General features: G+C 71.3%; 24 protein-coding genes. 14 read left to right on the top strand and 10 right to left on the bottom strand.

Translation table 11 applies throughout. The annotated features are described in order from the left end of the window. The first annotated feature begins 5 nt into the window (after nucleotides 1-5). The 3 genes from ACLQ28_RS21800 to ACLQ28_RS21790 all read left to right on the top strand — a co-directional run bounded on the left by ACLQ28_RS21800 (nucleotide 6) and on the right by ACLQ28_RS21790 (nucleotide 3,722). Nucleotides 6-1,109, top strand: a complete 1,104-nt coding sequence (locus ACLQ28_RS21800; RefSeq protein WP_425688117.1) for a substrate-binding domain-containing protein — start codon at nucleotides 6-8, stop codon at nucleotides 1,107-1,109. Between the two features lie 106 nt (nucleotides 1,110-1,215). Next, nucleotides 1,216-2,478, top strand: a complete 1,263-nt coding sequence (locus tag ACLQ28_RS21795; RefSeq protein WP_425688116.1) for an ROK family transcriptional regulator — start codon at nucleotides 1,216-1,218, stop codon at nucleotides 2,476-2,478. Nucleotides 2,479-2,633: 155 nt separating this feature from the next. After that, nucleotides 2,634-3,722, top strand: coding sequence for a DNA glycosylase AlkZ-like family protein (locus ACLQ28_RS21790; protein ID WP_425688115.1), 1,089 nt, complete (start codon nucleotides 2,634-2,636; stop codon nucleotides 3,720-3,722). Nucleotides 3,723-3,770: 48 nt separating this feature from the next. Here ACLQ28_RS21790 and ACLQ28_RS21785 read toward each other — a convergent pair whose 3' ends face one another. From ACLQ28_RS21785 to ACLQ28_RS21775, 3 genes are all read right to left on the bottom strand, one after another. Next, a complete protein-coding gene (locus ACLQ28_RS21785) occupies nucleotides 3,771-4,751 on the bottom strand; it encodes a transporter (RefSeq protein ID WP_425688114.1) in 981 nt (326 codons plus the stop codon). After that, complete coding sequence (locus ACLQ28_RS21780; protein WP_425688113.1) at nucleotides 4,748-5,638, bottom strand: ABC transporter ATP-binding protein; 891 nt, start codon at nucleotides 5,636-5,638, stop codon at nucleotides 4,748-4,750. The genes ACLQ28_RS21785 and ACLQ28_RS21780 overlap by 4 nt, the downstream gene beginning before the upstream one ends. 88 nt (nucleotides 5,639-5,726) lie before the next feature. Further along, on the bottom strand, nucleotides 5,727-6,134 hold the full coding sequence (locus ACLQ28_RS21775; RefSeq protein WP_030335957.1) for a GntR family transcriptional regulator: 408 nt from the start codon (nucleotides 6,132-6,134) through the stop codon (nucleotides 5,727-5,729). 185 nt (nucleotides 6,135-6,319) lie between these two features. Between ACLQ28_RS21775 and ACLQ28_RS21770 the strand changes: the two genes are divergently transcribed. Together ACLQ28_RS21770 and ACLQ28_RS21765 are read left to right on the top strand one after the other, a co-directional pair. Then, complete coding sequence (locus ACLQ28_RS21770) at nucleotides 6,320-6,487, top strand: hypothetical protein (protein ID WP_425688112.1); 168 nt, start codon at nucleotides 6,320-6,322, stop codon at nucleotides 6,485-6,487. A 35-nt stretch (nucleotides 6,488-6,522) separates the two neighbouring features. Next, entirely contained in the window at nucleotides 6,523-6,717 is a 195-nt protein-coding gene (locus ACLQ28_RS21765) for a hypothetical protein (RefSeq protein ID WP_425688111.1), read from the top strand. A gap of 97 nt (nucleotides 6,718-6,814) precedes the next feature. Here ACLQ28_RS21765 and ACLQ28_RS21760 read toward each other — a convergent pair whose 3' ends face one another. Both ACLQ28_RS21760 and ACLQ28_RS21755 read right to left on the bottom strand, forming a co-directional pair. Next, entirely contained in the window at nucleotides 6,815-7,087 is a 273-nt protein-coding gene (locus ACLQ28_RS21760; protein ID WP_425688110.1) for a hypothetical protein, read from the bottom strand. Nucleotides 7,088-7,467: 380 nt separating this feature from the next. Continuing rightward, nucleotides 7,468-8,427, bottom strand: coding sequence for a hypothetical protein (locus ACLQ28_RS21755; protein WP_425688109.1), 960 nt, complete (start codon nucleotides 8,425-8,427; stop codon nucleotides 7,468-7,470). A gap of 151 nt (nucleotides 8,428-8,578) precedes the next feature. Between ACLQ28_RS21755 and ACLQ28_RS21750 the strand changes: the two genes are divergently transcribed. The 4 genes from ACLQ28_RS21750 to ACLQ28_RS21735 are packed head-to-tail and all read left to right on the top strand — an operon-like array spanning nucleotide 8,579 to nucleotide 12,564. Continuing rightward, entirely contained in the window at nucleotides 8,579-9,715 is a 1,137-nt protein-coding gene (locus tag ACLQ28_RS21750; RefSeq protein WP_425688108.1) for a hypothetical protein, read from the top strand. 31 nt (nucleotides 9,716-9,746) lie between these two features. Further along, the gene (locus ACLQ28_RS21745; RefSeq protein ID WP_425688107.1) at nucleotides 9,747-10,796 is read left to right on the top strand and encodes an NAD(P)H-dependent flavin oxidoreductase; all 1,050 of its coding nucleotides are present in this window, start codon (nucleotides 9,747-9,749) and stop codon (nucleotides 10,794-10,796) included. Nucleotides 10,797-10,819: 23 nt separating this feature from the next. Beyond that, nucleotides 10,820-11,914 (top strand): cellulose binding domain-containing protein, encoded by a 1,095-nt coding sequence (locus ACLQ28_RS21740; RefSeq protein ID WP_425688106.1) that lies wholly within the window; start codon nucleotides 10,820-10,822, stop codon nucleotides 11,912-11,914. Between the two features lie 14 nt (nucleotides 11,915-11,928). Further along, complete coding sequence (locus tag ACLQ28_RS21735; protein WP_425688105.1) at nucleotides 11,929-12,564, top strand: CG0192-related protein; 636 nt, start codon at nucleotides 11,929-11,931, stop codon at nucleotides 12,562-12,564. A 108-nt stretch (nucleotides 12,565-12,672) separates the two neighbouring features. Here the strand turns inward: ACLQ28_RS21735 and ACLQ28_RS21730 are convergent, their stop codons facing one another. After that, on the bottom strand, nucleotides 12,673-14,709 hold the full coding sequence (locus tag ACLQ28_RS21730) for a glycosyl hydrolase family 28-related protein (protein WP_425688104.1): 2,037 nt from the start codon (nucleotides 14,707-14,709) through the stop codon (nucleotides 12,673-12,675). Between the two features lie 220 nt (nucleotides 14,710-14,929). On the opposite strand from ACLQ28_RS21730, the gene ACLQ28_RS21725 reads away from it, so the two are divergent. The 3 genes from ACLQ28_RS21725 (at nucleotide 14,930) to ACLQ28_RS21715 (ending at nucleotide 17,092) form a co-directional block, all read left to right on the top strand. Next, on the top strand, nucleotides 14,930-16,027 hold the full coding sequence (locus ACLQ28_RS21725; protein ID WP_425688103.1) for an NYN domain-containing protein: 1,098 nt from the start codon (nucleotides 14,930-14,932) through the stop codon (nucleotides 16,025-16,027). A gap of 377 nt (nucleotides 16,028-16,404) precedes the next feature. Continuing rightward, entirely contained in the window at nucleotides 16,405-16,626 is a 222-nt protein-coding gene (locus ACLQ28_RS21720; RefSeq protein ID WP_030335934.1) for a hypothetical protein, read from the top strand. Nucleotides 16,627-16,933: 307 nt separating this feature from the next. Next, nucleotides 16,934-17,092, top strand: a complete 159-nt coding sequence (locus tag ACLQ28_RS21715) for a hypothetical protein (RefSeq protein WP_167454607.1) — start codon at nucleotides 16,934-16,936, stop codon at nucleotides 17,090-17,092. 78 nt (nucleotides 17,093-17,170) lie between these two features. Here the strand turns inward: ACLQ28_RS21715 and ACLQ28_RS21710 are convergent, their stop codons facing one another. From ACLQ28_RS21710 to ACLQ28_RS21695, 4 genes are all read right to left on the bottom strand, one after another. Beyond that, complete coding sequence (locus ACLQ28_RS21710) at nucleotides 17,171-17,719, bottom strand: DUF1062 domain-containing protein (RefSeq protein WP_425688102.1); 549 nt, start codon at nucleotides 17,717-17,719, stop codon at nucleotides 17,171-17,173. A gap of 197 nt (nucleotides 17,720-17,916) precedes the next feature. Continuing rightward, nucleotides 17,917-18,978, bottom strand: a complete 1,062-nt coding sequence (locus tag ACLQ28_RS21705; RefSeq protein WP_425688101.1) for a Gfo/Idh/MocA family oxidoreductase — start codon at nucleotides 18,976-18,978, stop codon at nucleotides 17,917-17,919. 87 nt (nucleotides 18,979-19,065) lie between these two features. Further along, the gene (locus ACLQ28_RS21700; RefSeq protein WP_425688100.1) at nucleotides 19,066-19,731 is read right to left on the bottom strand and encodes a response regulator transcription factor; all 666 of its coding nucleotides are present in this window, start codon (nucleotides 19,729-19,731) and stop codon (nucleotides 19,066-19,068) included. After that, the gene (locus tag ACLQ28_RS21695) at nucleotides 19,719-21,008 is read right to left on the bottom strand and encodes a histidine kinase (RefSeq protein ID WP_425688099.1); all 1,290 of its coding nucleotides are present in this window, start codon (nucleotides 21,006-21,008) and stop codon (nucleotides 19,719-19,721) included. The genes ACLQ28_RS21700 and ACLQ28_RS21695 overlap by 13 nt, the downstream gene beginning before the upstream one ends. A 163-nt stretch (nucleotides 21,009-21,171) precedes the next feature. Between ACLQ28_RS21695 and ACLQ28_RS21690 the strand changes: the two genes are divergently transcribed. Together ACLQ28_RS21690 and ACLQ28_RS21685 are read left to right on the top strand one after the other, a co-directional pair. After that, a complete protein-coding gene (locus tag ACLQ28_RS21690; protein WP_425688098.1) occupies nucleotides 21,172-21,867 on the top strand; it encodes an SDR family NAD(P)-dependent oxidoreductase in 696 nt (231 codons plus the stop codon). Beyond that, the gene (locus ACLQ28_RS21685; protein ID WP_425688097.1) at nucleotides 21,861-23,495 is read left to right on the top strand and encodes an MFS transporter; all 1,635 of its coding nucleotides are present in this window, start codon (nucleotides 21,861-21,863) and stop codon (nucleotides 23,493-23,495) included. Before ACLQ28_RS21690 ends, ACLQ28_RS21685 begins: the two co-directional genes overlap by 7 nt. Nucleotides 23,496-23,586 lie beyond the last annotated feature (91 nt).

Below are 23,586 nucleotides of genomic sequence, written 5' to 3'. Positions count from 1 at the left end.
TCACCATGCGTAAATTCTTCGGCACGTCGGTGGTCGCCGTCAGCGCCGCCGCCATGCTGGCCCTCGCAGGCTGCGGCTCCGGCCGTGACGGCGACTCCGGCACCAGCGGCGAGGCCGCCAAGGGCTTCCCGGCGAACTCGCTGATCGGCGTGGCCCTCCCGGCCAAGACCTCGGAGAACTGGGTCCTCGCCGGTGACCTGTTCACCAACGGCCTCAAGGAGGCCGGCTTCGAGGGCAACGTGCAGTACGCGGGCGCGTCGACCACGGTCGCCGACCAGCAGGCCCAGATCACCTCCATGGTGACCAAGGGCGCCAAGGTCATCGTCATCGGCGCGACCGACGCCGCGCAGCTGTCGACCCAGGTCGCGGCCGCCCACGCGGCCGGTGTGAAGGTCATCGCCTACGACCGGCTGATCACCAACGCGCCGGACCTCGACTACTACGTCGCGTTCGACAACTTCAAGGTCGGCCAGCTCCAGGGCCAGGCCCTGCTGGACGGCATGAAGGCCAAGAAGCCGAACGGCCCGTACAACATCGAGCTGTTCTCCGGCTCGCCGGACGACAACAACGCCGGTGTCTTCTTCGACGGCGCGATGAGCGTGCTCAAGCCGGCGATCGACAAGGGCGACGTGGTCGTCGCCTCGGGTCAGAAGGACGTCAAGCAGACCGCCATCCAGGGCTGGAAGGCCGAGGGTGCGCAGGCCCGCATGGACCAGCTGCTGACCTCGACCTACGGCAGCAAGGAGCTGGACGGCGTCCTCTCCCCGAACGACACGCTGGCCCGCGCGATCCTGACCTCGGTCAAGGGTGCTGGCAAGCCGACCCCGATCGTCACCGGTCAGGACTCCGAGGTTGAGTCGGTCAAGTCGATCGTCGCTGGCGAGCAGTACATGACGATCAACAAGGACACCCGCAACCTGGTGAAGGAGACCATCAACATGGTCAAGGCTCTCCAGGCCGGCAACACCCCGCAGGTGAACGACACCAAGTCCTACAACAACGGCAGCAAGGTCGTCGACACGTTCCTGCTCCCGCCGGTCGCCGTCACCAAGGCGAACGTGGTTGAGGCGTACGCCAACGACCCGAAGCTCGCGCCGCTCACCAAGTAATCACCGCACGGTAGGCAGCAACGCCGATGGGTCCCGGGTCTCCTCTACCGGGACCCATCGTCGTCCTGGCACCCCCACACCACCCGACCCGGAAGGAGGTCTGACCGTGGCGATACCCGTCCGGTCCAGGCCAGCCGGCGTCGGCCGCAACACCGAATCCCCGCTGCCGTCGCTCCCCGGCGCCAGCCAGGAGGAGATCCGGCGGCAGAACCTCGGCGCGGTACTGCGCTACGTCCACCTGAACGGGCCGACCTCCAGGGCCGAGCTGACCAGCCGACTCGGTCTCAACCGCAGCACCATCGGCGCTCTCGCGGCTGAGCTGGTCGCCAGCGGCCTGGTCACCGAGGAAGCACCGACCACCGCCCGCCGCGCCGGTCGCCCGTCACTGGTGGTCAGTCCCCGCTCCGACCGGGTCTACGCACACGCTCTGAGCATCGACGCGGACCGGCTCCGCGCCGCCCGGGTCGGTCTCGGTGGGCGCATCCTCGACCTGCGTGAGGTCACCCGACCCAGTGGCATGTCAGCGGTCGACGCCGTCGGGCCGCTCGCCGACCTGGTCCGCGACATGGAACGGCCGGTGGGCGCCGACGCGCTGCTGGTCGGCGGTGCCGTCGCGGTCACCGACACCACTCGTGACCCGGACGGCAGGATTCGGATCGCCAGCGTCGACGAGACGCTCGGCTCCGCGCTCGAGGCGGAGTTCAGCGGCGGTCCCGGCTTCGTGGCCGGTGACCTGGCCGACATCGCCGGCCTGGCCGAGAACGTCCGGGGCGTGGCGGTGGGCATCGACGACGTCATCTACCTGCACGGCGATCTGGGCATCAGCGCCGGCATCATCGTGGGTGGCCGCCTGATGATCGGCCACCGGGGCCACAGCGGCAAGGTCGGCCACATGGTGGTCAACCCGAATGGCCTGCCCTGCGGCTGCGGTTCGCGTGGCTGCTGGGAGACCGAGATCAGCGAAGCCGCGTTGCTGCGGCACGCGGGCCGGGATCCCGGCGACCGCCCGGCGGTGACCGAGGTGCTGCGCGCGGCGGCGGACGGCGACCCGACCGCCCGGGCGGCGGTCGAGCGGGTTGCTGACTGGCTCGGCTTCGGCGTTGCCAACCTGGTCAACGTGGTCAATCCGGATGCCGTGGTGTTCGGCGGATCGCTTCGCGACATCTTCACCGCCGGAGCGGACGTCGTCCGTAAGCGGTTGGACAGCATGCCATTACCAGCCTCCCGCGAGCACCTGCGGCTGCGCGCAGCGGCACTCGGCCGCGACGCCGTCCTGATCGGCGCCGCCGAGTTGGCTTTCGACAAACTCCTGGCCGACCCGCTCAACGTCGGCGTCGCGGGCCAGGTCGGGACCGCCGAGCCCGCGTAGCCGCCGCCTGGCAGGTACTCCCGCGACCAGGTTTCGTGCAGCCGGAGCCGGCCGTCGGGGAGCACCGACACAACGCCGTGACGTCCCCCGGTGGCCCGGCCCGGCCGGTGGTTGGCAGAAGGGTGATGTCGGTCGTCGCCGTTAGGCTCGGCGGCGTGGTTCCCCACCAACTCGATCGCGCGCAGGCACGACGGATCGCCGTCCGGGCCCAACTGCTGGCCGACACCCGCCCGGCCGACCTGCTCACGGTGGTGCGTCAGCTGACGCTGCTGCAGATCGACCCGACGGCCGCCGTCGCCCCCAGCGCGGACCTCGTCTGCTGGAGCCGGCTCGGCTCGTCGTACCAGCCGTCGCAGTTGCGGCAGGCGATCGAGCAGGATCGGACGCTCTTCGAGCACCAGGCGATGGTGCGACCGATGGACGATCTGGGGCTCTATCTCGCGGCGATGGCCGCCTGGCCCACCCACGAGCGGGAGCGGAAATGGCTGCACGCCAACGACTCGTTCCGTCGTGACGTGCTCGACCTGCTCGGCCGCTCCGGGCCACTGCTGTCCCGCGACATCCCCGACACGTGCGCTGTGCCGTGGCCCTCGTCCGGCTGGACCAACAACCGCAACGTCACCCAGATGCTGGAGTTCCTTCTCCTGCGCGGCGAAGTCGCGATCGCCGGCCGTCAGGGCCGACAGCGGTGGTGGGACGTTGCCGAGCGGGTCTACCCGGCCGGCATGCCCGTCGTTGCGCTGAAAGAGGCGCATCGAGTCCGCAACGAGCGTCGACTGAGGGCGCTGGGCATCGCTCGGGAGAAGGCGGTGGTCGTTCCCGGCGAGCCGGCCGAGGTCGGCGACGCCGGTGAGCCAGCGGTTATCGAAGGTGTCGCGGGGGAGTGGCGGGTGGATCCGGCCGCGCTCGGGCAGCCCTTCACCGGGCGCACGGCGCTGTTGTCGCCGTTCGACCGGCTGGTGCACGACCGGGCGCGCCTCGCGGACCTCTTCGAGTACGAGTACGTGCTGGAGATGTACAAGCCCAAGGCGAGCCGACGGTGGGGCTACTTCGCGTTGCCGATCCTGCACGGCGACCGGCTGGTCGGAAAGGTCGACGCCACAGCCGACCGCCGGCGCGGCGTGCTCACCGTGCACGCCATCCACGAGGACGTGCCCTTCACCCCGGAGGTGACCCGGGCCGTGCATGACGAGCTGCACGATCTCGCCTCCTGGCTCACGCTGACCGTCGAGGGCCTGCGCTGACGGGTGCTCGCCGAGGCCCCCGCACCCCGACGAGCACCCGTCGTCGACCTACGCGATCCGACGCACCCGGCGGACGGCGAAGTAGAGCAGGAGCACAGCGAGGGCGACGAAGATGCCCGTCTCGATGCCCTGGAACAGCCAGAACCGGTCCGCCGGCTGGTACAGCTGCCAGTTGTACGCGCCCGGGTCGAGGCCCAGCTCGGCGCCGCAGACCCGACCGTCCGGCCCTCTGCCGCCCGGTGGGCACTGGATCCGGGCGTTCTCCGCGACCATCGTCCCGTCGGCGTTCCGGATGCCCATGGAGAGGACCCAGTCACCCCGGCTCAACTCCGGTATCCCGTCCCCCTCGATCGGGAAAGTCTGGGTGCGGGCGGGCTGGTAGTGCGGCCGGGCCAGGATCTCCACCGCCGCCCGCACGCCGATGAACCCGGCCAGGGTGATGCCCATGGCCGGCAGCATCCGCTTCCAGACGGTGCCGGCAAAGACGCCCAGCGCCACGGCGAAGATGGTGTACCCGATCGGGACGACGCCCTGCAGATCGAAGACGATCATGCCGAGCCGGCCCTCGTGCGCGGCCTGGGTGAGCGGCTCCACCCACCACGACATGCCCAGCCCGTAGCACGCCGCGAGGAGCACTGCGGCCGTGCCGACCAGCCCGAACTTCACCAGGGCCCAACGGGTCCGGCCGACGCCCTGGGTCCACACGAAGCGGTGGGTGCCCTGCTCCACCTCCCGGGCGACCAGCGGGGCGCCCCAGAACAGGCCGACCAGCACCGGCAGGGTGATCAGCAGTACCGCTACCAGGTTCAGGCTGTCGTACTGATCGCTGAACCGGCGGAAACCCGCGTCGCAGGTCTGCATGGCGGCCTCACTGAGGGTGATCGGGCGGATGCAGTCCGCCAGCCCCAGGTCGGCGAAGGTGTTCCGCATCGACAGACCGATGGGCACCAGTAGGGCGGCGAGCGCCGCGAACCCCAGCAGGGTGTAGAACGCCTGCTTGCGGTGTTGTCGCCAGGTCAGCCAGATCATGCCGGCACTCCCCACTCGGTGTGACTGGTCTGCGTGGTGCCATCGGCGAGGTAGGCCAGGACGACGTCCTCCAGGCTGACCTCGCGCACCGTCCAGGCGGGATCGGTGACCGGTCCGTCGGTACGGACCAGCAGGGTGGACTGTCGGTCGGTGTGGCTGGCCCGGATCACGGCGGCGACGCCCCCGATAGCGCCGCCGTCGTGCCGAGGACCGATCAACTGGCGGTGCTCGGCGACCAGGTCGTCGACCGCGCCGGTGAGCTGCACCTGGGAGGCGTTGAGGACGATCAGGTAGTCGCAGATGCGCTCCAGATCGGCCAGCAGGTGCGAGGAGAGCAGGACGGTGGTGCCTGACTCCGCGACGCTGCCCATCAGCGACTGGAGGAACTCCCGCCGGGCGAGGGGGTCGAGGCTGGCGACCGGCTCGTCGAGCAGCAGCAGCCGGGGTTGCTTGGCCAGCGCGAGCGCCAGCGCCACCTGGGCCCGTTGCCCGCCGGAGAGCTTGCCGACCGGGCGGTCCGGCGGAATGCCGAGCTGAGCCAACCGGGTGCGGGCCAGCGCCGCGTCCCACCGCTTGTTGAGTTTGCCGCCGGCAATGACCAACTCCGCTGCGGTGAAGTCCCGGTACAGCGGGGTGTCCTGGGCGACGAAACCGATGTCGGCCAGGCCCTCCGTGTCACCGTATGGCGACCTGCCGAACACCCGCACCGCGCCCGCGTCGGGCTTGAGCAGGCCGACGGCCAGGTGCAGCAGCGTGCTCTTGCCCGCGCCGTTCGGCCCGACCAGCGCGGCGATCCGGCCAGCCGGCAGGTGCAGCGAGCAGTCTCGCAACGCCCAGGTGCTGCCGTACCGCTTGCCCAGGCGGTCTGCCTCTAAGACCATGTCCATCCTCTGTCCTCTCGATCCGGCTGCGCCGCCACCAAGTGGCGGCGCGATCCCTCGTCGCTGTGCTTGCTCTCTCGCTCGTAGCGCTTGCTCACGCGGGCTCCTTCTGTGGGGCGTCGTCCGCGAGGGTGGCGCGCAGCGTGGTCTCCACCAGGGCGATGACGTCCTCGGCCGTGAGGCCTGCGGCCTGTGCCCGGTGCAACCAGGCGACCAGGTCGTCGCGCAGCTCGGCCTGGTTGGGCAGGGATGCGCCGGCCAGGGTGCGCTGGACGAACGTCCCCACCCCGGGTCGGCCGCCGACCAGACCCTCGATCTCCAGCTCCCGGTACGCCTTCAGCACCGTGTTCGGGTTGATCGCCAGTGACTGCGCGACGTCCCGGACCTTTGGCAGTTGGTCGCCCGGCGTCAGCAGGCCGACCCGCAGCGCCTGTTTCACCTGCTGCACGAGCTGCATGTAGGTGTTCACCTTCGACCGGCTGTCCAGCACGAACTCGATCACTCGTGATGATCCTTCCTGTTGTCCTACGACAGTAGGACTAATAGACAGCTTTACTGGCGACCCGGCAGCTGTCAAGGCAGGGGCGGCGCGTCGCGTCCGGACCGGTGCGTCGGGCGCGTTGGCGCCGGCGGGCCAGCCCGCCGGGTAGGGACCGGCACGCAATCCACTCGGACGGGGGGTGTTCGTTGGTCACCAACGAAGTGACGACGTCGAGAGCGACGCCACTACGGGTGGCCCGCGCCCGGGGTCGGGTACGCGGGCGGCTGATCCTGCTCGGCCCGGCGTTCGTCGCCGCCGCGGCCTACGTCGACCCCGGCAACTTCGCCTCAGCTTCAGCGATCCGTTCGCGCTGATCCCGGTCGTCGTCTTCACCCGCCGTCGCGACCTGATGGGCAACCTGGTCGACCACCCGCTCACCACCGCCGCCGCGTCCCTGGTGGCCGTGCTGGTGGTCGCGCTCAAGGCGTTCCTGCTGTGGCGGCTCGCCGCCGGCTGGGCCGGCTGGTGGGCGTTGCCGGCTGGGCCGGCTGGTGGGCGTTGCCGGCTGGGCCGGCTGGTGGGCGTTGCCGGCTGGGCCGGCTGAGGTGGGCGTTGCCGGCTAAGCCGGCGGGTTGGGCATTGCCGGCTGGCAACTCGCGCGGCCCGTCGGTCGCGGCCGGGCGGGCCGCGACCGGGAGCCGTCAGGTGCGGCGGCCCTCGTCGCGGGCGGGGATTTCCTGGCGCTGTTCGAGGGCGTCGGCTGGATTGGCGTCGGCCGGGAGCGACGTCGCGTCGTCGAGTGTGCCTGCCGGTAGTGCGCCCTGTTCGGCCAGGTCGGCCTCGGACGCTTCGGAGTCGACGTCGCCGGACATCCGGTCCGGCGGCCCGTAGTCGACGGCGTTCTGCCGTTGCTCCAGGGCATCGGCCTCCGGCGGAGGAAACGTATCGCCCTGCTCGTCCCGGTACGTGCTCATCGGAGCCTCCTACCCGGCGGGTGTCGACATGCCGCCGGGCCGCTGCCTACCCGTCACCGTCACACTCACGCCTGGGCAGTCGCGCCCGAGCGCGGATCCGGTCGGCCTGGGCGCCGAGCACCGCCACGACCGGGCGGCCGCAACCTCGAGCGCGTCAGGAGCATGGCCACGGCGGTCTCGGAGTGGTGTGTGTCGTCGGGATGAAGGCCCCGCCATGCGGCCTTGCGAACCGGCGCACTGGTGCCTGCCGCCGGGGCGTGATCCACTCCGCTTCGCCGACGTGGTGGTATCCCGTCCCGCGGATACCGCCACATCGGCGACCTGGAGTCGACCACGTCCGAGTCGCCCGTTCGGTCACCGGCAAGTGTGCACAACGGCGGTCAGCCGACCGACGCCTCGGCCGTGGTGTCCCGGCGGGCACCGGCGGCCAGCCCCAGTGCCAGCAGCGCACACCCCGCGCCCACCAGGAAGAGCAGCGAGACCGCTGGCTGGCCCAACCACTCCCAGAACGGGTGCCAGGCCGGGTGCGGCTCGCCCAGGTGGTGCCACAGCAACTGCGGTGCGGCCAGCAGCACCGGCAGCCACCACAGCACCACGGCCACACCGAACAGGACGTTCACCGTGCCGCGCCGCCGGCGTCCCTCGACGCGTCGGCTGGTCCAGCCGAAGACCAGCCAACCCGCCACCGCGCCCAGCAGGGTGCCGAGCACCCCGGCGGGGACCACCGCCGGCGGCGGTGCGCGGTGCAACTCGACCGAGAGGTAGGTGGCTTCGGCGGCGGTCTGGGAGGAGATCGAGGCGTTCAGGATGGTGTCGCCACGTCGGGCGACCAGGGCGGTGTTGGTGATCGCCCGCGGCGTGGCGCACACCTTGTCCCCGCAGGTGATGCCCTCGGTCACCTGCGGGTCGTACACCCGCCAGCCCGTGCCGGTCAGGCGTTCCCGGGCCACCGCGACGATCTGCTCGGCGGGCACCGGCGGCGCGCCGAAGGCGGCGGCACCGGTGGCGCTCTCCTGATATTCGCCACCGTCACCGAGCACCAGGGTCTTGACGGTCTTCAGGCGCAGCGCGTGCCCGTAGACGACGAAGAGCGCGGGCGGAGTGTCGATGTCGCCGAGGTCGTGCCCGGGAAACACCTCGGCCAGGATCGCGGAGGCCTCGGCACGGTCGGGTTGCGGTCGGGAGGTCTCCCAGGCGGCCCGGCTGGCCAACGCGCCGGTGAAGAGGCCACAGATGACCGCGGCGAGCGGCACCCAGGCGATGGCGGCGCCGCCGGCCGGACGGCCGAGGCGATGGCGCAGCAGTCGCCGGAACCGGGGGACCACCGAGGTTTCGGTCACGGGCACGGCCACCCTTCACGTTGATCAATCAGGCGGAGTGACATTACATCGACCAGGGCGCGGGTACGTCCCCGCGTTGACCACACTGGTGGCCGGGATCGGCCAGGATGGGCAGGTGGCCGGGACAGGGCCGCGACGAGGAGGGTGGGCGATGCGGGTACGCGGGCGGTTGACCTGGGGGCGGCGCGCCCGTGCGGGGGCGGCGCTGCTCGCCTGTGTGGTAGCGCCGGCCGTCGTGCTGTCGCCGGGTGTGGCAGTGGCAGGTGCGGCGGCGGCAGGTGCGGCGGTGGCTGGGACGCCGGTGTGCCAGGTACGCGACGACCGGCTCCGCGAGATCTCCGGGATGGTCGCCACCGACGACGGGTACGTGGTGATCAACGACGGTGCCGACGACGAGGCTCTCCGCCGGATCTTCTTCCTCAATCAACGCTGCGCGGTGGTCCGGTCGGTCGCCTACCCCTCCCGTCCCCGCGACACCGAGGACCTGGCCATCGGCCGGGACGGCACCGTCTGGGTCGCCGACATCGGCGACAACGACCACTCCCGGCCGACGATCGCCATCTGGCGGCTCGCACCCGGGGCGGCCAAGCCGGTGCTGCACCGGATGACGTACCCGGACGGCGCGCACGACGCGGAGGCGTTGCTGCTCGACGCGGACGGTCGACCGTTGGTCATCACCAAGGGTGGCAGCGGCACCGTCTTCCTGTACGCGCCGACCACCGCGCTGCGGCCCGGCGCGACGACGCCGATGGCCTCGGTCGGCCAGGTGACCCTGCCGCGGACCAGCACCAGCAACCCGTTCCTGTTTCTCGGACGCGGTGTGGTCACCGGCGCGGCAAGCGCACCGGACGGGCGTCGGGTGGTGCTGCGCAGCTACGCCGACGCCTTCGAGTACGACGTACCCGCTGGCGATGTGGTCACCGCGTTGACCTCCGGCACTGCGCGCATCACGCCGTTGCCGGACGAACCCCAGGGTGAGTCGATCACCTACAGCCGCGACGGCCGGTCCTTGCTCACCGTCTCCGAATCCGCCGACCAGCCGCCGGGCACCCGTCCGACGATCCTGCGCTACCCGGTCGCGGCCGCGGCGGACGCTGCGGCACACCCGACGGGGTCCGCTGGCCCGGTATCTGCTGGTCCGGGGGCGCCCACGTCAGTCCGCCCCGCCGCCGAGGAGGCGTCCGGCGCGGGCGCCCGGCCCTGGGCGCTGGTAGCCGGCGCCGGAACCCTGTTGGCACTGCTCGGCCTGGCCGGTGTGCTGCGATCGAGGCACACCGCGCGCCGGTGAGCGAACTCCGGCGGTGCGGCAGGATGGGTGGATGTCCGTGCTGTCCACGTTGCGTCACCCGATCATCGCCGCCCCGATGGCTGGCGGTCCGTCCACGCCAGCGCTCGTGGCAGCCGTCTCCGCGGCCGGTGGGCTGGGCTTCCTGGCCGCCGGGATGATCGACACCGAGCGGCTGACCGCTGACGTCGCTGAGGTCCGCGCGCGCACCGACCGGCCGTTCGGCGTCAACGTCTTCCTGCCCGACCCCGGCCCTGTCGACGAGGCCGCCATCCAGGCGTACGCCGAACGGCTCGCCCCGCAGGCCGCTGCGCGTGGGGTGAGCCTGGGCGAGCCGGTGGGCGGCGACGACGCGTACCCGAAGAAGTTGGCCGCGCTGCTCGCGGACCCGGTCCCGGTCGTGTCCTTCGTGTTCGGGCTGCCCGATCGGGCAGCGGTGACCGCCCTGCGCGAGCGGGGCACCGAGGTATGGGCCACGGTCACCCGCCCGGAGGCCGCGACGGCCGCCGTCGACCTGGGCGTGGACGCGGTGGTGGTGCAGGGCACCGAGGCCGGTGGGCATCGCGGCGGCCTACCGGACGACGACGACTACGCGCTGCTGCCGTTGCTCCGGCTGGCCGCGGCGCACTGCGACCGCCCGCTGGTGGCCGCAGGCGGTCTCGTCGACGGCCCCGCGGTGGCCGCTGTGCTGACTGCCGGTGCCGCCGCCGCGCAGCTCGGTACGGCCTTCCTGCGTTGCCCTGAGGCGGGCAGCTCGCCGATGCACCGCTCGGTGGTGGCGAGTGCCGCGAAGACCGCGTTGACCCGGTCGTACACCGGCAAGCGGGCCCGGGGCGTGGCCAACGACTTCCTGCGCCAGCACGACGCGGCGGCGCCGGTCGGCTACCCCCAGGTGCTACACCTGACGCGTCCGCTGCTCGCAGCCGCCCGGAGCGACGGGGACACCTCGGTCGCGAACCTGTGGGCCGGGCAGGCGCACCCCCTCGCCCGGGACCTGCCGGCCGCCGAGGTGGTTGCCGAGGTGAGTGCCGGCGCCCAAGCCGCGCTGGCAGCGGTGGTCGAGCGGTCGACCCGTTGGGGCTGAAGCGGAACCCGTAGAGTCGCGCCGTGATCGAGATCGGTGCGCAGGTCGACCTGTCCCACCCGCCCGACCGGGTCTGGCTCGCATTGACCGATCGGGGGTTGCTCGGCCGGTGGTTCGCGGAGGCCGAGACGGTCCAGGGCGTACTGGACCGACTGCTGCTGCACACGGCCGGTCTGCCCGGCTTCGAGGCCAACGTCGAGGTCGAGGTGACCGAGCGGCAGGTGCCGGAACTCCTCGTACTGGCCTGTGACGAGGCTGGCCGGCTCAGCGAGGTCACCTGCACGGTCACGGCCACCAAGCAGGGCTGCCGGCTGGAGCTACGGGAGGTCACGACCCACGGTGCGTGGTCCGCCGAGCAGCACGAACCACGCGAGGAGCAGCTCCGGCAGTCACTGACGGTGCGGCTGCCGGCCATCCTCGACTGGCTCGCCTTCCAACAGGTCGACCTGCGGCGCGGCGACGGCGGGTTGACCGCCGAACTGCCGCTGGTCGGCCTACGCGGCAAGGGGCCCGCGCGCGCCCGTCGACGACGCCACCAACTGGCCGCGATGCTGGGTGGGGTGGTGGTCTTCGGAGGAGTTGCGGCGTGGGCGGCGCTGCCGGACGAGCCGAACCGGAGCGCCGCGCCGTCCTCGACGCCGTCGCTGTCGCCATCGCCGTCCGGAACGCTCACGTCGCCCACCGCCACGCGGCGGGCGACGCCCTCGGTGCGCCCCTCGCGGACGGCCGCGTCGGCGACCGCCCGTCCGAGCCGAAGTGTGTCGGTGCAGCCGTCGCGCCCACCCACGTCGGCGCCGCCGCCCTCGCCGCGGCTGACAGCCCGGTACGACACGGACTCCACCCGGCTGTTCGGCTACACCGGCGAGGTGGTGGTCAACAACTCTGCCGGCGTACCGGTGGGGGACTGGTCCGTGGTGGTCACGTTCGCCGAAGGCAGCACCGTCGATGACGTCGACGGTGCGAACTGGCGACAGGACGGGCAGGCGATCACCTTCACCGGGGCCGCCGTGCCTGCCGGAGGGTCGCAGACGTTCCGCTTCGACATACGCGACAACCGGCCGAAGGCCAGGGCACCGGAGGGCTGCACGGTGGGCGGTAAGCCCTGCTACGGCCTCTGACCTAGGCTGCCGTGATGGCATTGCTGCATCGGGCGACCCTGCGCCCTACGAAACTCGAATTGCTGGCGGCCTGGCTGCCCGGCCGACCCTGGTTCTCCGGCCCGACCGGCGTCGATCTGGTGAGCCGGGGTGCTTACCGCTTCGACGACCCGGCCGGCGAGGTCGGCATCGAGACGATGCTGGTCGGCGCCGCGAACGGGCCGGTCCATCAGGTCCCGCTGACCTACCGTGCCGCGCCCCTCGACGGCGCCGACGGCTGGCTGGTCGGCACCGTCGAGCACTCGGTGCTCGGCCCACGCTGGGTGTACGACGCCTGCGCCGACCCGGTGTACGCGGCCGCGCTCGCCCACGCGATCCGCACCGGCGACGGCCAGGCGGAGGAGTACTTCGAGGTCGACGGCCGACGGGAAGTGCGTGAGCCGACGATGAGGATCGCCGTCGACGGGGCCGACGCCGTCGATCCGTCCCCGGCTGGCGCTGTCCGACGGGTTGTCGACGGGGAGCTCACCATCATCGGCACCGACTCCGTTGAGCTGGTCGTCATCCGCCGGCCCGGTGTCACGGCCGACGGGGCGGCCGGGCCCACCCTGAGCGGCAGCTGGGACGGGCAGCCGACGACCGTGCCGCTGGCGTACGTCAAAAGGCTCTGACCTGCCACGCAGGTGCGAAAGGCTCTGACCTGCTGCGCAGGTGCGAAAGGCTCTGACCTGCTGCGCAGGTGCGGTGGGCGGCCCGACTCCTCGGGCCGCCCACCGCGTTTACCACCGTGCTGGAGGCGGGGGAGGCGACACGGGTGGCCGGTCGTCGCAGGTGATGGTGTTGGGCAGCAGCCACGGTGTGAGCCACCCGCCGTCGTTACCGCCGAGGTCGGTCAGGGTGAACTCCGAACCGGCCGTGGTGAAGTGGAACGAACCGCAGTTGTTGACCCCGACCGCGCCCACGTTGCGGGCGTCCACGTTGGCGAACGAGGCGGACCCTGCCGAGCGGGCGCTGACCACCGAGGTGCCGGTGCCGTCGACCCGGATGTCCCGGAATCGCACGTTGGAGATCGAGTAGAGGTCCTTCACCGGCCAGTCGCTGACCAGCATGATCGCGTTGTAGGTGTTGTCGAGGTACGCGTCGCCGGTCACCTCGATGGCCGCGTCGATGCTCCGATCCAGGGCGAAGATCCAGATCGCGCCCAGCCCGATGTTCCAGTTCAACTCGTAGGTGCCCGCGCGGGCGGTGGTGTTGTTGGTGATCCGTAGGTGCCCGGTGAACGGCTCCGCGCCGAAACGGGCACCGGCGTGGATGCCGCTGCCCTCGCGGACGGGGTCGGCGATGAGGTTGTGTGAGACGGTGGTGTCCGTGCCGCCGTAGATGGCGATGCCGTTGGCCAGGGTCGGTGACTGCACGGTGTTGTGGTCGAACGTGTTCCGCGCGTTGGCCGTCTTCTCCGACCACATCGCCAGGCCGTCGTCGCCGGTGTTGCGGACGAAGTTGTGCGCGACGACGGAGTCGGTCACACCGGTGTGGAAGTTGAGCGCGTCGGCGATCTGGTCGACGATGATGTTGTTGGTGACCCGGACGTTCCTCATCGGCCCGTCGAACCACAGACCCGCCTTGGTGTGCCGCAGGTGGAGTCCGTCGATTGTCGAGTCGCTCATTGCGCCGCCGATGGCGTTGACCTGGTCGGTGTCGATGCGCTCCCGGACGTCTCCCTCGATGGCGAAGCCGGAGAGGTGGACGTTGCGGCTGCCGACGTCGGCGGCGTCCCGGCCGTAGAACCCGACGCCGGTGTGCACCGAGCCGTCCGGTGCGGGCGTCGGCAGGGCGACTTCGCGGCCCTTGATGATGGTGTACCAGTTGCCGGCGCCCTCGATGGTCACGTCGTCGACGATGATGTGGCGGTTGACCTGGTAGGTGCCCGGCGGGACGTACACGATCAGATGGGTGCGCCGGGCGAAGGCGATGGCCCGGTCCAGTGCGTCGGCGGAGTCCCGTCGGCCGGTGGGGTCCGCGCCGAAGGCGAGCACGTTCGCCGCGAGCAGCCGGATGTGCGGTGGCTTGACCAACTCGGAGTCGAGTAGGTCGATGACGGTCCAGGCGGCGGCGCTGCCGGGCGGCGCGGTGAGGCGGATCTTGTCGCCGGCCTGGTAGGTGCGTCCGAGTAGGAGCCGCTGCTCGTCGTAGAAGTGGGTGGGCCGGAACGGCGTGCTGATGCTCGGGTACGGGGTGGTGGCCGACGGCACGCACTGGCACTCGGTGATCCACCAGTCCGGGTGCAGCAGCCCGGCCTGAGGGTCGTTGGAGAACGGGTACTGGTTGTAGAGCCACGAGTACTGCGACGTCAGCGTCATGGTGCGCGCGTTCTTGCCGTTGACCGTGACGTTCAGCGGGGCGGTGATCCCACCGCCCTGTGGCGCGTCCGGGATGCTGTACCGCACGGTGATTCCGTTCGCCGCGCTGGGCAGCACGAACTCGACGTACTCGCCGGGGGTGAGCCGGACGGCCCGGCGGCCGGAGGCCTCGGCGGGCAGCGTGTAGGCGGACCGGTCGGGCCCGATGATCTCGCCGGTGGTGCGGGCGTTCTCCGCCTCCTGCTCGACGAAGTCGACGTCCGCGCCGCGGCCGGCGACCAACGCCGGATCGAGGGCGGCCCGGGTGATGACCGGTGCCGCGCCGGAGGCCGCGGGTGGGCCGGCGACGGCCGCGGTGGGGCCGAGGATCAGCACGGTGAGGCCGGTCGCGAGCGCGGCCGCGGTGGCCGTCGGCCGGCCGGGGCGTCCCCGCGCCGGCATGATGGCACGAAACATCGGTGACCCTCCTCAGTGGGTGGTGGTGGGAGGTCCGCCTGGCGCCCCCGACGCCCGACATTGATCGTCATGATGCCAGCAGCGAACACTGCGTTGCAAGACAGCAATCGAACAGCGAAAAGAGGCGACAATCAGTCCGCAAGAAATGGACGATTGACGAGTTGGGGTGTCGCGCGTCGCGTGCCCCCCGGCAGCTCACGCCGGGCGTAGGCTGATCCGCGTGGATCAAGAAGATCGGATCGCTCTGTTCCTCGACTACGAAAACCTCGCGTTGGGCGCGCGCGACCACCGTGGCGGCGCGGCCTTCGACTTCCGGCCCATCGCCGACGCGCTGGCCGAACGAGGTCGGGTGGTCGTCCGGCGGGCGTACGCCGACTGGTCCTTCTTTGACGAGGACCGGCGGATGCTCACCCGGTCCCACGTCGAGCTGATCGAGATCCCACAGCGGATGGGCGCCTCCCGTAAGAACGCCGCGGACATCAAGATGGCCGTCGACGCGATCGAGTTGGCGTTCGAGCGCGACTACATCTCCACGTTCGTGATCTGCAGTGGCGACAGCGACTTCACGCCGCTGGTGCACAAGCTTCGCGAGCTGAACAAGCGGGTCATCGGCGTCGGGGTCGAGGGGTCGACGTCCGCGCTGCTCCCGCCGGCCTGCGACGAGTTCCTCTACTACGACCGGCTGGAGGGTGTGGACATCCCGCCGACCCGCAGCCGGCGCGGTCGTCCGACCCGGCAGGCCGGTCCGGACCAGCGCCCGCCCGAGCCGCAGCAGGAGCTTGAGCGGGAGCCAGAGGTGGACCGGCGACCCGCCGGTGAGGAGCCCGAACGGGACGTGGACGCGCTCGCCGTGTTGGTCGCCCAGACGGTGGCCGGCCTTCAGGGCAGCGCCAACGGCGAGGTCACCGCGTCCCGACTCAAGCGCACCCTGCTCCGCAAGGACCCGACGTTCAGCGAATCCGACTACGGTTTCCGCACTTTTGGCGAACTGCTGCGGCACCTCGCCGAGCACAACGTGATCGAGTTGGCCGAAGGCCCCGCGAAGGGCGACCCCGAGGTTTCGCTGCCCGAGCACGGCGACCGGGAGGTGGCCTTCGGCCTGCTCCGAGGGGTGGTGGCAGATCTCGGCAGCAGCGGCAACCCGGTGGCCCTGTCCGGATTGAAGAACCAACTGCGCAGGGCCCGGCCCGACTTCAGCGAGAAGAAGCTCGGCTACCGCAGCTTCCTTCAGTTCTGCAAGGCCGCCGCCACCGGTGGCGTGGTCGACCTCCGCTGGAGCCCCGAAGCCGACGACTACCTCCTGACCACCCAGGGGTAGGCCCGGTCGACCATCGACCGCCGGCGAGCGGGAGTGCGGACTGCTCATCGGGGTGGGCGGTAGGGCTGCGCGAATGGACGCGTCGAGCGCGACTTCGCCCGACGTGGCGGTTCACTCCGGGTGACATGCAGATCACTCAGGAGGGAAGCTCACCGCACCCAGTCCTACGGGCCAGGACAGGTTGGCCAATGCCCTCGCCGGTGTGCTGAACGGCAGGTAATCGGGTCCTGATTCGCCGCTCAGGACGGGGAGGACCCCCCGTTGTGGGTCTTCCCCGTCAACGCTTAGACCGAAGTACGCCGGAATTGCGCCTATCGCCCTGGTTCCGACCCACCTGCGACGTACCCCCGGCGCAAAATTTGCTATACGGTCGGCGAATGAAGGTCGAGGAGCATTGGTGGAACGGAGACACGACCCCGCGCGGGCGCCGGGACGTGTATATCCGTACTGACGGGCAGGGTTGGGAGGTCCGCGCCCAGATCGGTGGGGCGTCGGGTCGTGAGCGGGTGCAGCAGTGCCCTAGCCGGGCCTCGGCGGCCATCCTCGCCGACGCCTGGCGCGGCACGCACCCATCCTGGCGTGAGCTGAAGCAGCGCTGATCCGGCACCGGGCCGGGCCGGCAACGCTCCTGGGCTCCAGCCCGGTGCGTACCCCCGGCCGGCCCGGCGCTCGGTTTCCCCCCGCCGCCGACGGCTGGCGAGGCTCGACAGGTCATTACCTCTGAAGCGTCAGTGCGGCGATGTCCGCCAGCCCCCAGATCCACTCCGTTTCGGCGATGTGGCGGCATCCGCTCGGCGGGATACCGCCACATCGGTGACATGGAGTCGATAGCGCGTCCGTTTCGTGTCGTCGCCGTCAGACCGGGTACACCGAGGTCCGACCGGTCGTGCCCGATGGAGGTCGCGGATGTCGCAGAGCCCCGACGAAGAGAACCCCAGGCTCGACGAGGAGGCCCGAGAGGCCGAGCGTCGGCTCGGCGACCTCGCCAACCCGTCGAACGACGCACAGACCGACGACGACGCCCGGGTGCCGGATGAGGCCCCTTCCGAGCAGGACGCCGACTAGTGCCCGTCTAAGCTCCCCTCCCGCCCGGGCCTGTCCGGCGGAGCACGCCGGACAGGCCCACGGATCGGTGCAGAGGGCTCACAGCTTCAGCGTGAAGGTGAAGTCGCCGGAGAGCTTGCCGCTCAACCGGACTGCCGAAACGATGTTCCCCTCCAGGATCAGTCTGTCGACCTCGGCTCGCGAAAGACCGAGACCGTCAGCGATCAGTCGCACCGGCCGGACCGGGATCCGCGCCGCGAAGCGGACCGCGACGTCGATCGTCTCGTGGTCCAGGTGCTCCGATCCGTCGGTGTCGAGACGCCAGGCGTCGTCCCAGTCGAGGGCGATGCGATTGCGGTGCTGCACGGCCGGGTCCTGAAGCAACGCGGCGGTCAGCCCGGGGTCGTTGTGGTGCAGCAGGTCCAGCAACCCCGGTCGGATGGAGCGCACGGTCACCCGCTCCAGGAGGGCGAGCTTGGCCGTCACCCCGCAACCCGTACAGAGCACGAGGAGCCAGGCGTCGATGAGCTTGTGGTTGGCGTTGACGCGGAATTTTCCGCTTGGTCGGAAAATCTCGGACGCGCACGAGTGGCAACGGCGGCGAACGAGCGGCAGGCAGGTGGGCACGACGGCCCAGTTTCTGAGCACAGAAGGACACCGGTTTCAGTGAGAGATCCGCAGCAAAAGGAGCGCGGCGCACAGGCGCGACGCGCGACACAATCAGCAATCGGGAGGTCTCACAGGGTGTACAACGGAACGTCCTTGCCTAGACGACCTGGTTCCGCTGCACGGTAATGGCGCAGAGCGGCGCTACTCCACCGATTTCTCAAGCGCCTCGGGCCCGGTCAGGCGGCCGGGACCGGCAGCACCACACCCTCGACCGCGGACCGGTGTGCCAACTCGATCAGCTCGACTGTGGCGACCGAGTCCCGTGGGTCCACCGGCATCGGCGTGCCCTCGCGCAGTGCCGCTCCCACCTGCGCGTAGAAGCTCTGGTACGCGCCCGGCTCGGTCGGCACCGGCCGCAGCTCACCGTCGACGCCGAGCATGCCGTACCGCTCCGGCGGGACCTCGCCCCAACCTGGCTGGTCCGGCCGGCCGCCGTCGTGCAGCGCCGCCTCCTGCACGTCCAGCCCGTAGCTCGTGTACGCGGCCCGGTCGCCCAGCACCCGCAGCCGCGGTCCGAGTTGGGCGGTCACCGCACTCATCCACAAGTGCGAATGGACCCCGTTGGTGTGCGTCAACGCCACGAACGCGTCGTCGTCGACCAGGGCGCCCGCACGGCGACGGTCCACCTCGGCGTAGACCCGGTCGACCCGGCCGAAGAGCTGCACCGCCTGGTCGATGAGGTGCGCGCCGAGGTCGAACAGGGCGCCGCCGGCCTCCTCGGGGCCGGCGAGCTCCCGCCAGCCCGGCTTGATGGTCGGACGGAACCGCTCGAACCGCGACTCGAAGCGGAGCACCTGCCCCAACTCGCCCCGCTCCACGAGGTGGCGGGCGGTCAGGAAGTCGCCGTCCCAGCGGCGGTTCTGGAACACGGTCAGTGGCACGCCCCGCCGGTCAGCCTCCTCGACCAACTCCCGACTCTCGGCCGAGGTGGGGGCCAACGGCTTGTCGATGACCACCGGCAGCCCGGCGGCCAGCGCCGCCCTGGCCATCGGTGCGTGCTGCCGGTTCGGCGTCGCCACCACGACCAGGTCCAATGCGTCCGGCGTACGCCACAACTCGTCGGCGTCGTCGACCAGGCGGGCGTCGGGGTGCTGCTGCCGGGCCTGCTCTCGCCGCTGCGGATCGCGGGTCACGATGGCGTCGAGCCGCAGCCCGGGGGTTGCGGCGATCAGCGGTGCGTGGAACACCCGGCCCGCCAACCCGTACCCCAGCAGACCGACCCGCAGCGCCTCCGCCATGCCGTACCCCTGTCTCCCCGGTCCGCGCTCTGAGGTGGCGGCGGTACCGCTTGCCGAATCTACGCCCCGGCCTCACCCCACTGCTGGCTAGCTCGGCGGGTCGGCCCGCAGGTACGTGAGCACCGCGAGCACCCGGCGGTTGGTGTCGTCGCTGGGTGGCAGGTCGAGCTTCAGCAGGATGTTGCCGACGTGCTTGCCGACCGCTGCCTCGGTGACGTGCAGTCGGGCGGCGATCGAGGCGTTGGACCGGCCCTCGGCCAGCAGTTCGAGCACCTCGCGTTCCCGGCCGGAGAGTGCGGCGAGTGGGTCGCGCGGGCGGTGCAGCAGTTGCCGCACCACGTCCGGGTCGATGGCGGTGCCGCCGGCGGTGACCCGGCGCAGCGTGTCGACGAACTCGGTGACCTCGGCCACCCGGTCCTTGAGCAGGTAACCCACCCGCTGGCCGTCGCCGCTGTCCAGCAGCGCCGCCGCGTACCCGGTCTGCACGTATTGGCTGAGCACCACGACCGGCAGGTGGGGCCGCTCGGCGCGCAACGCGACGGCCGCGCGCAGGCCGTCGTCGCGGCGGCCCGGCGGCATACGGATGTCGGTCAGCACCAGGTCCGGTTGGTGTTCGCGAGCCGCGTCCAGCAGGTCGGGCGCGGAGCCGACGGCAGCGCACACCGCGAACTCGAAGCGGGTCAGCAGCGCGACCAGGCCCTCGCGCAGCAGCACCTCGTCCTCCGCGAGCACCACCCGGGTCACCGACGGCACGGGAGCTCCACCCGGACCAGGGTAGGCCCGCCGGGCGCGCTGGCGAGCAACAGCCGGCCGTCCGCCGCGGCGACCCGGTCGGCGAGGCCGGTCAGACCGGTGCCCCGGGCCGGGTCCGCACCGCCGTGGCCATCGTCGGACACCTCGACGACGAGGTCCCCGCCGGCCCGCGTGAGGCGCACCTCGGCGCGGGTCGCGTTGGCGTGCCGGGCGACGTTGCCCAGCGCCTCGGACACCACGAAATAGGCGGTGGTCTCGACGATCTCCGGCAACTCGCCATGAAGGTCGGCGTGCACGGTGACCGGGATGGTGGCGGCGTCGGCCAGCTCGCGTACGGCACCGGCCAGGCCGAGGTCGGTGAGGCTCTGCGGGCGAATGCCGTGCACCAGCTGCCGCAACATCACCATCAGGCCCCGGGCCTGGTCGTGTGCGACGGCGAGAGGCCGGGCGGCGGGGGAGTCCTCGGGTACGTCCAGCCGGGCCAGGCCCAGTTGGAGGGTGAGGCTGGTCAGCCGGGGTTGCGCGCCGTCGTGCAGGTCCCGTTCGATCCGACGCCGTTCGGCCTCGTACGCGCTGACCAGCCGGGTCCGGGACCGGGCGACCTCGCGCAGCGCCGTCGCGTCGACCGGCGAGGCCAGTGCCCACCGGGCCACGGCGGCCTGGGCGGCGGCGAGCAGACCGCCCGCGTAGCAGAAGACCGGCAGAAGCAGCACCGCCACGATCGCGTACGGGATGGCTTCGCCGGTGGTTTCGATCGGCTGCCAGATGACGACCGGTTCGGCGTTCCCCGCCAGCCAGGGACTGGTGACCATGCCGAGGTCGAGCAGCACCAGCAGCAGGAGCACCCAGTACGCGACCGGCACGAACCCGCCCAGCCAGAACAGGTACGCGACCTCCCGCCAGGTGGCGGCGGCGCGGTAGCGGTTGGCCAGGCCCGGCCACGGTGACGCGGGCAGTGGGCGGCCGTCCACGAGCCTGAGCCGCCATCGCTCGACGGCGGCCACCCCGAAGCTCACGATTGGCGCCAGCGCCACCAGGATGACGCTGCCGGCCACCAGGAACAGCACCAGCGCGATGCCGGGTGGCCGGTCGTGCCGTAGTAGGGCGTTGACGGCGGGCAGCAGGGGTGCGCCGATGATGAGCAGCCCGACGGAGAGCAGGCCCGCGATCGGCACGGTGCTGACGAGGTAGGCCAGCGCCCGCCACGGCCAGGCGGAGATCAGCCAGCCGCGGCGGCGCAGCGCCTCGGCCAGGTGACGAGGGTGTTCCGGGGTCATGCCGCAGACGCTAATCGCGACAACCTCGTCGCCCCAGCCGTCCAGATCCACTTTCCGAGGTATGCCCAGCACTACCGGCCGAATGGGTGTGCGGGGTTCGGAAACGGGAAGAACGCGCCGTCACGCGACGCGCGTGGCCTGTCCTGGCGGCGGCTGGAGAGACATGGGTGCCAGAACCTTCGTGGTGGTCGGCGGTACCAGCGGGCTCGGCCTCGCGGTGGCCCGGCTGCTGGTCGACGAGCATCAGGTCGTGGTGTTCGGCAACGTGCCGGCCGAGGTCGCCGCGACAACCGATGAGCTGGGATGCGACGGCGCGGTCTGCGACATCTCCTCGTACGAGCAGGTCCGTGAGGGCTTCGCCGAGGTGGTGGAGCGCTACGGCACGATCGACGGGGTGGCGGCCTGCGCCTCGATGTGGGCGGGCGGTGAGCTGTCGGACCTGTCGGTGGAGCACATCCGCCGAGCCGTGGAGGTCAACGTTCTGGGCATCACGTACCTGCTGCGGGAGGCGGTGGGGCACCTGCACCGGCAGGGCCACGGGAACGTCGTGTACATCGGCGCGTTGGCGCTGGCAGCCCCCCGGCCGGGCATCCCCGTCTATCGCGCCACCAAGAGCTACGGCAACAGCCTTGTCGATTCGTTGGCCGAGGCCCAGCACAGCAACCGGGTCAAAGTGATGCAACTGCATCCCGGGCCGATGCCGACCCGGCTGCAGGAACGGGTGGGGGCCGAATTCCTGGACGAGGTGTACGCCATGCCGGAACAGGTCGCCACCGAGGTCGTCCGGCTGCTGCTGCTCGAACCCGACGATCTCTACGTCTCCGGTGAGCGCGTACTGCGCGCGGACGGGCGGTGGTGACGGCCGCAGCCGGACCCGACCACCGTCCGGTCTCGGCATGGGCACCGCTGCGGACCGCGGTCTACCGCAACCTGTGGTGGGCCCTGCTCGCCGCCAACATCGGCACCTGGATGCAGACGGTCGGCGCGCAATGGCTGCTGATCCACCACTCCAACGCCTCCACCCTGGTCGCGTTGGTCCAGACCGCCAGCCTGCTGCCGGTGCTGCTGCTCGCGTTGCCCGGCGGGGTGCTGGCCGACAGCTTCGACCGACGGCACCTGCTGATCGCCGTGCAGCTGTTCCTGGTGGCGGTGGCGGTGGCGTTGACGCTGCTCACGCTGACCAACCGGATGCCCCCGGCGCTGCTGCTCACCCTCACCTTCGCGTTCGGGGTCGGGCAGGCGCTCACCCTGCCGGCCTGGGCGGCGGTGATCCCGGAGCTGGTGCCACAGGACCAGCTGCGGTCGGCGTCCGCGCTCGGCTCGATCAGTGTGAACATGGCGCGGGCGGTCGGGCCCGCGGTGGCCGGTGTGCTGATCGCCCGCATCGGCGTCGCCCCGGTCTTCGGTCTCAACGCGGTCGCGTTCGCAATCTTCGCGTACGCGTTGTGGCGCTGGCGGCCCCGCAACGCCCGCGCGGTCGAGGTGCCCGAGCGGTTCACCGCCGCGTTGCGTGCCGGTAGCCGATACGTACGCCATTCGCCGATCGTGCGCCGACTGTTGCGCCGTGCGCTGGTCTTCGTGATCCCGGCGAGCGCGCTGTGGGCGTTGCTGCCGTTGGTGGCCAGCCGGCGGCTGGGGCTGGGCTCCGGCGGGTACGGGCTGCTGCTGGCCGCCCTCGGGGTGGGTGCCATCGCGGGTGGTGTGCTGCTGGCCGTGATCCGCACCAGGCTGTCGGCCAACCAGCTCCTGCTGATCGCCGGGGCGGTGTTCACGGTGGCGCTGGCCGTGGTCGGCACCGTGCGTACGGTGCCCCTGGTGCTTCTCGCCCTGCTGCCCGCCGGGATGGCCTGGGTGACGGTGCTGGCCAACGTCAACGCCGAGATGCAGCTCTTTCTGCCCAGTTGGGTGCGGGCCCGAGGGCTGGCGGTCTACCAGGTGTTCTTCGCCGGTGGGCAGGCGGTCGGCGCGCTCGTCTGGGGCCTGGTGGCCGACGTCGCCGGTCTGGTCATCGCCTATCTCGCGGCGGCGGCGCTGATGCTGGTCGGCACCGTCACGAGTCGGATCTGGCCGTTGCCGAACCTGCGGTCGGTAAACCGTGAACCGGCGGCCTACTGGCCGCAACTGCACCTGGCGCACGAGCCGGACCCGGGGGTGGGGCCGGTGCTGGTGACGGTGCAGTACACCGTCCGGCCGCAGCAGACGCAACCGTTCCTGGCGGCGATGGACGTGGTGCGCGCTGCCCGGCAGCGGACCGGCGCGATGCGCTGGGGGCTGTTCCGGCCGGCCGAGACGACGGACCGGTTCATCGAGGTGTACCTGGTGCCGTCCTGGGGCGAGCACCTGCGCCAGCACGGTGGCCGGTTGACGGGCGAGGACCGTGAGGCCGAGGAACGGGCCCGGGAGTTGACCGACGGCGAACTGGAGGTGCGACACCTGGTGCCCGCCGCCGCAGGCCCGACGCTGTCCGACGACCGTGAGGCCGTGTGACCGGACCGCCGCCAGTTGCGCGTGAACGCAGCGTAATGATCGCGCCGATCGGCGTAGTGGACGCGTGAAACTCGTGGCCGGCTGCGCTCGG

Source organism: Micromonospora sp. DT201, from assembly GCF_049841575.1.
In the GTDB taxonomy this organism is placed as follows: Bacteria; Actinomycetota; Actinomycetes; order Mycobacteriales; family Micromonosporaceae; genus Micromonospora.
This window is presented reverse-complemented; position numbering and strand designations above follow the sequence as displayed.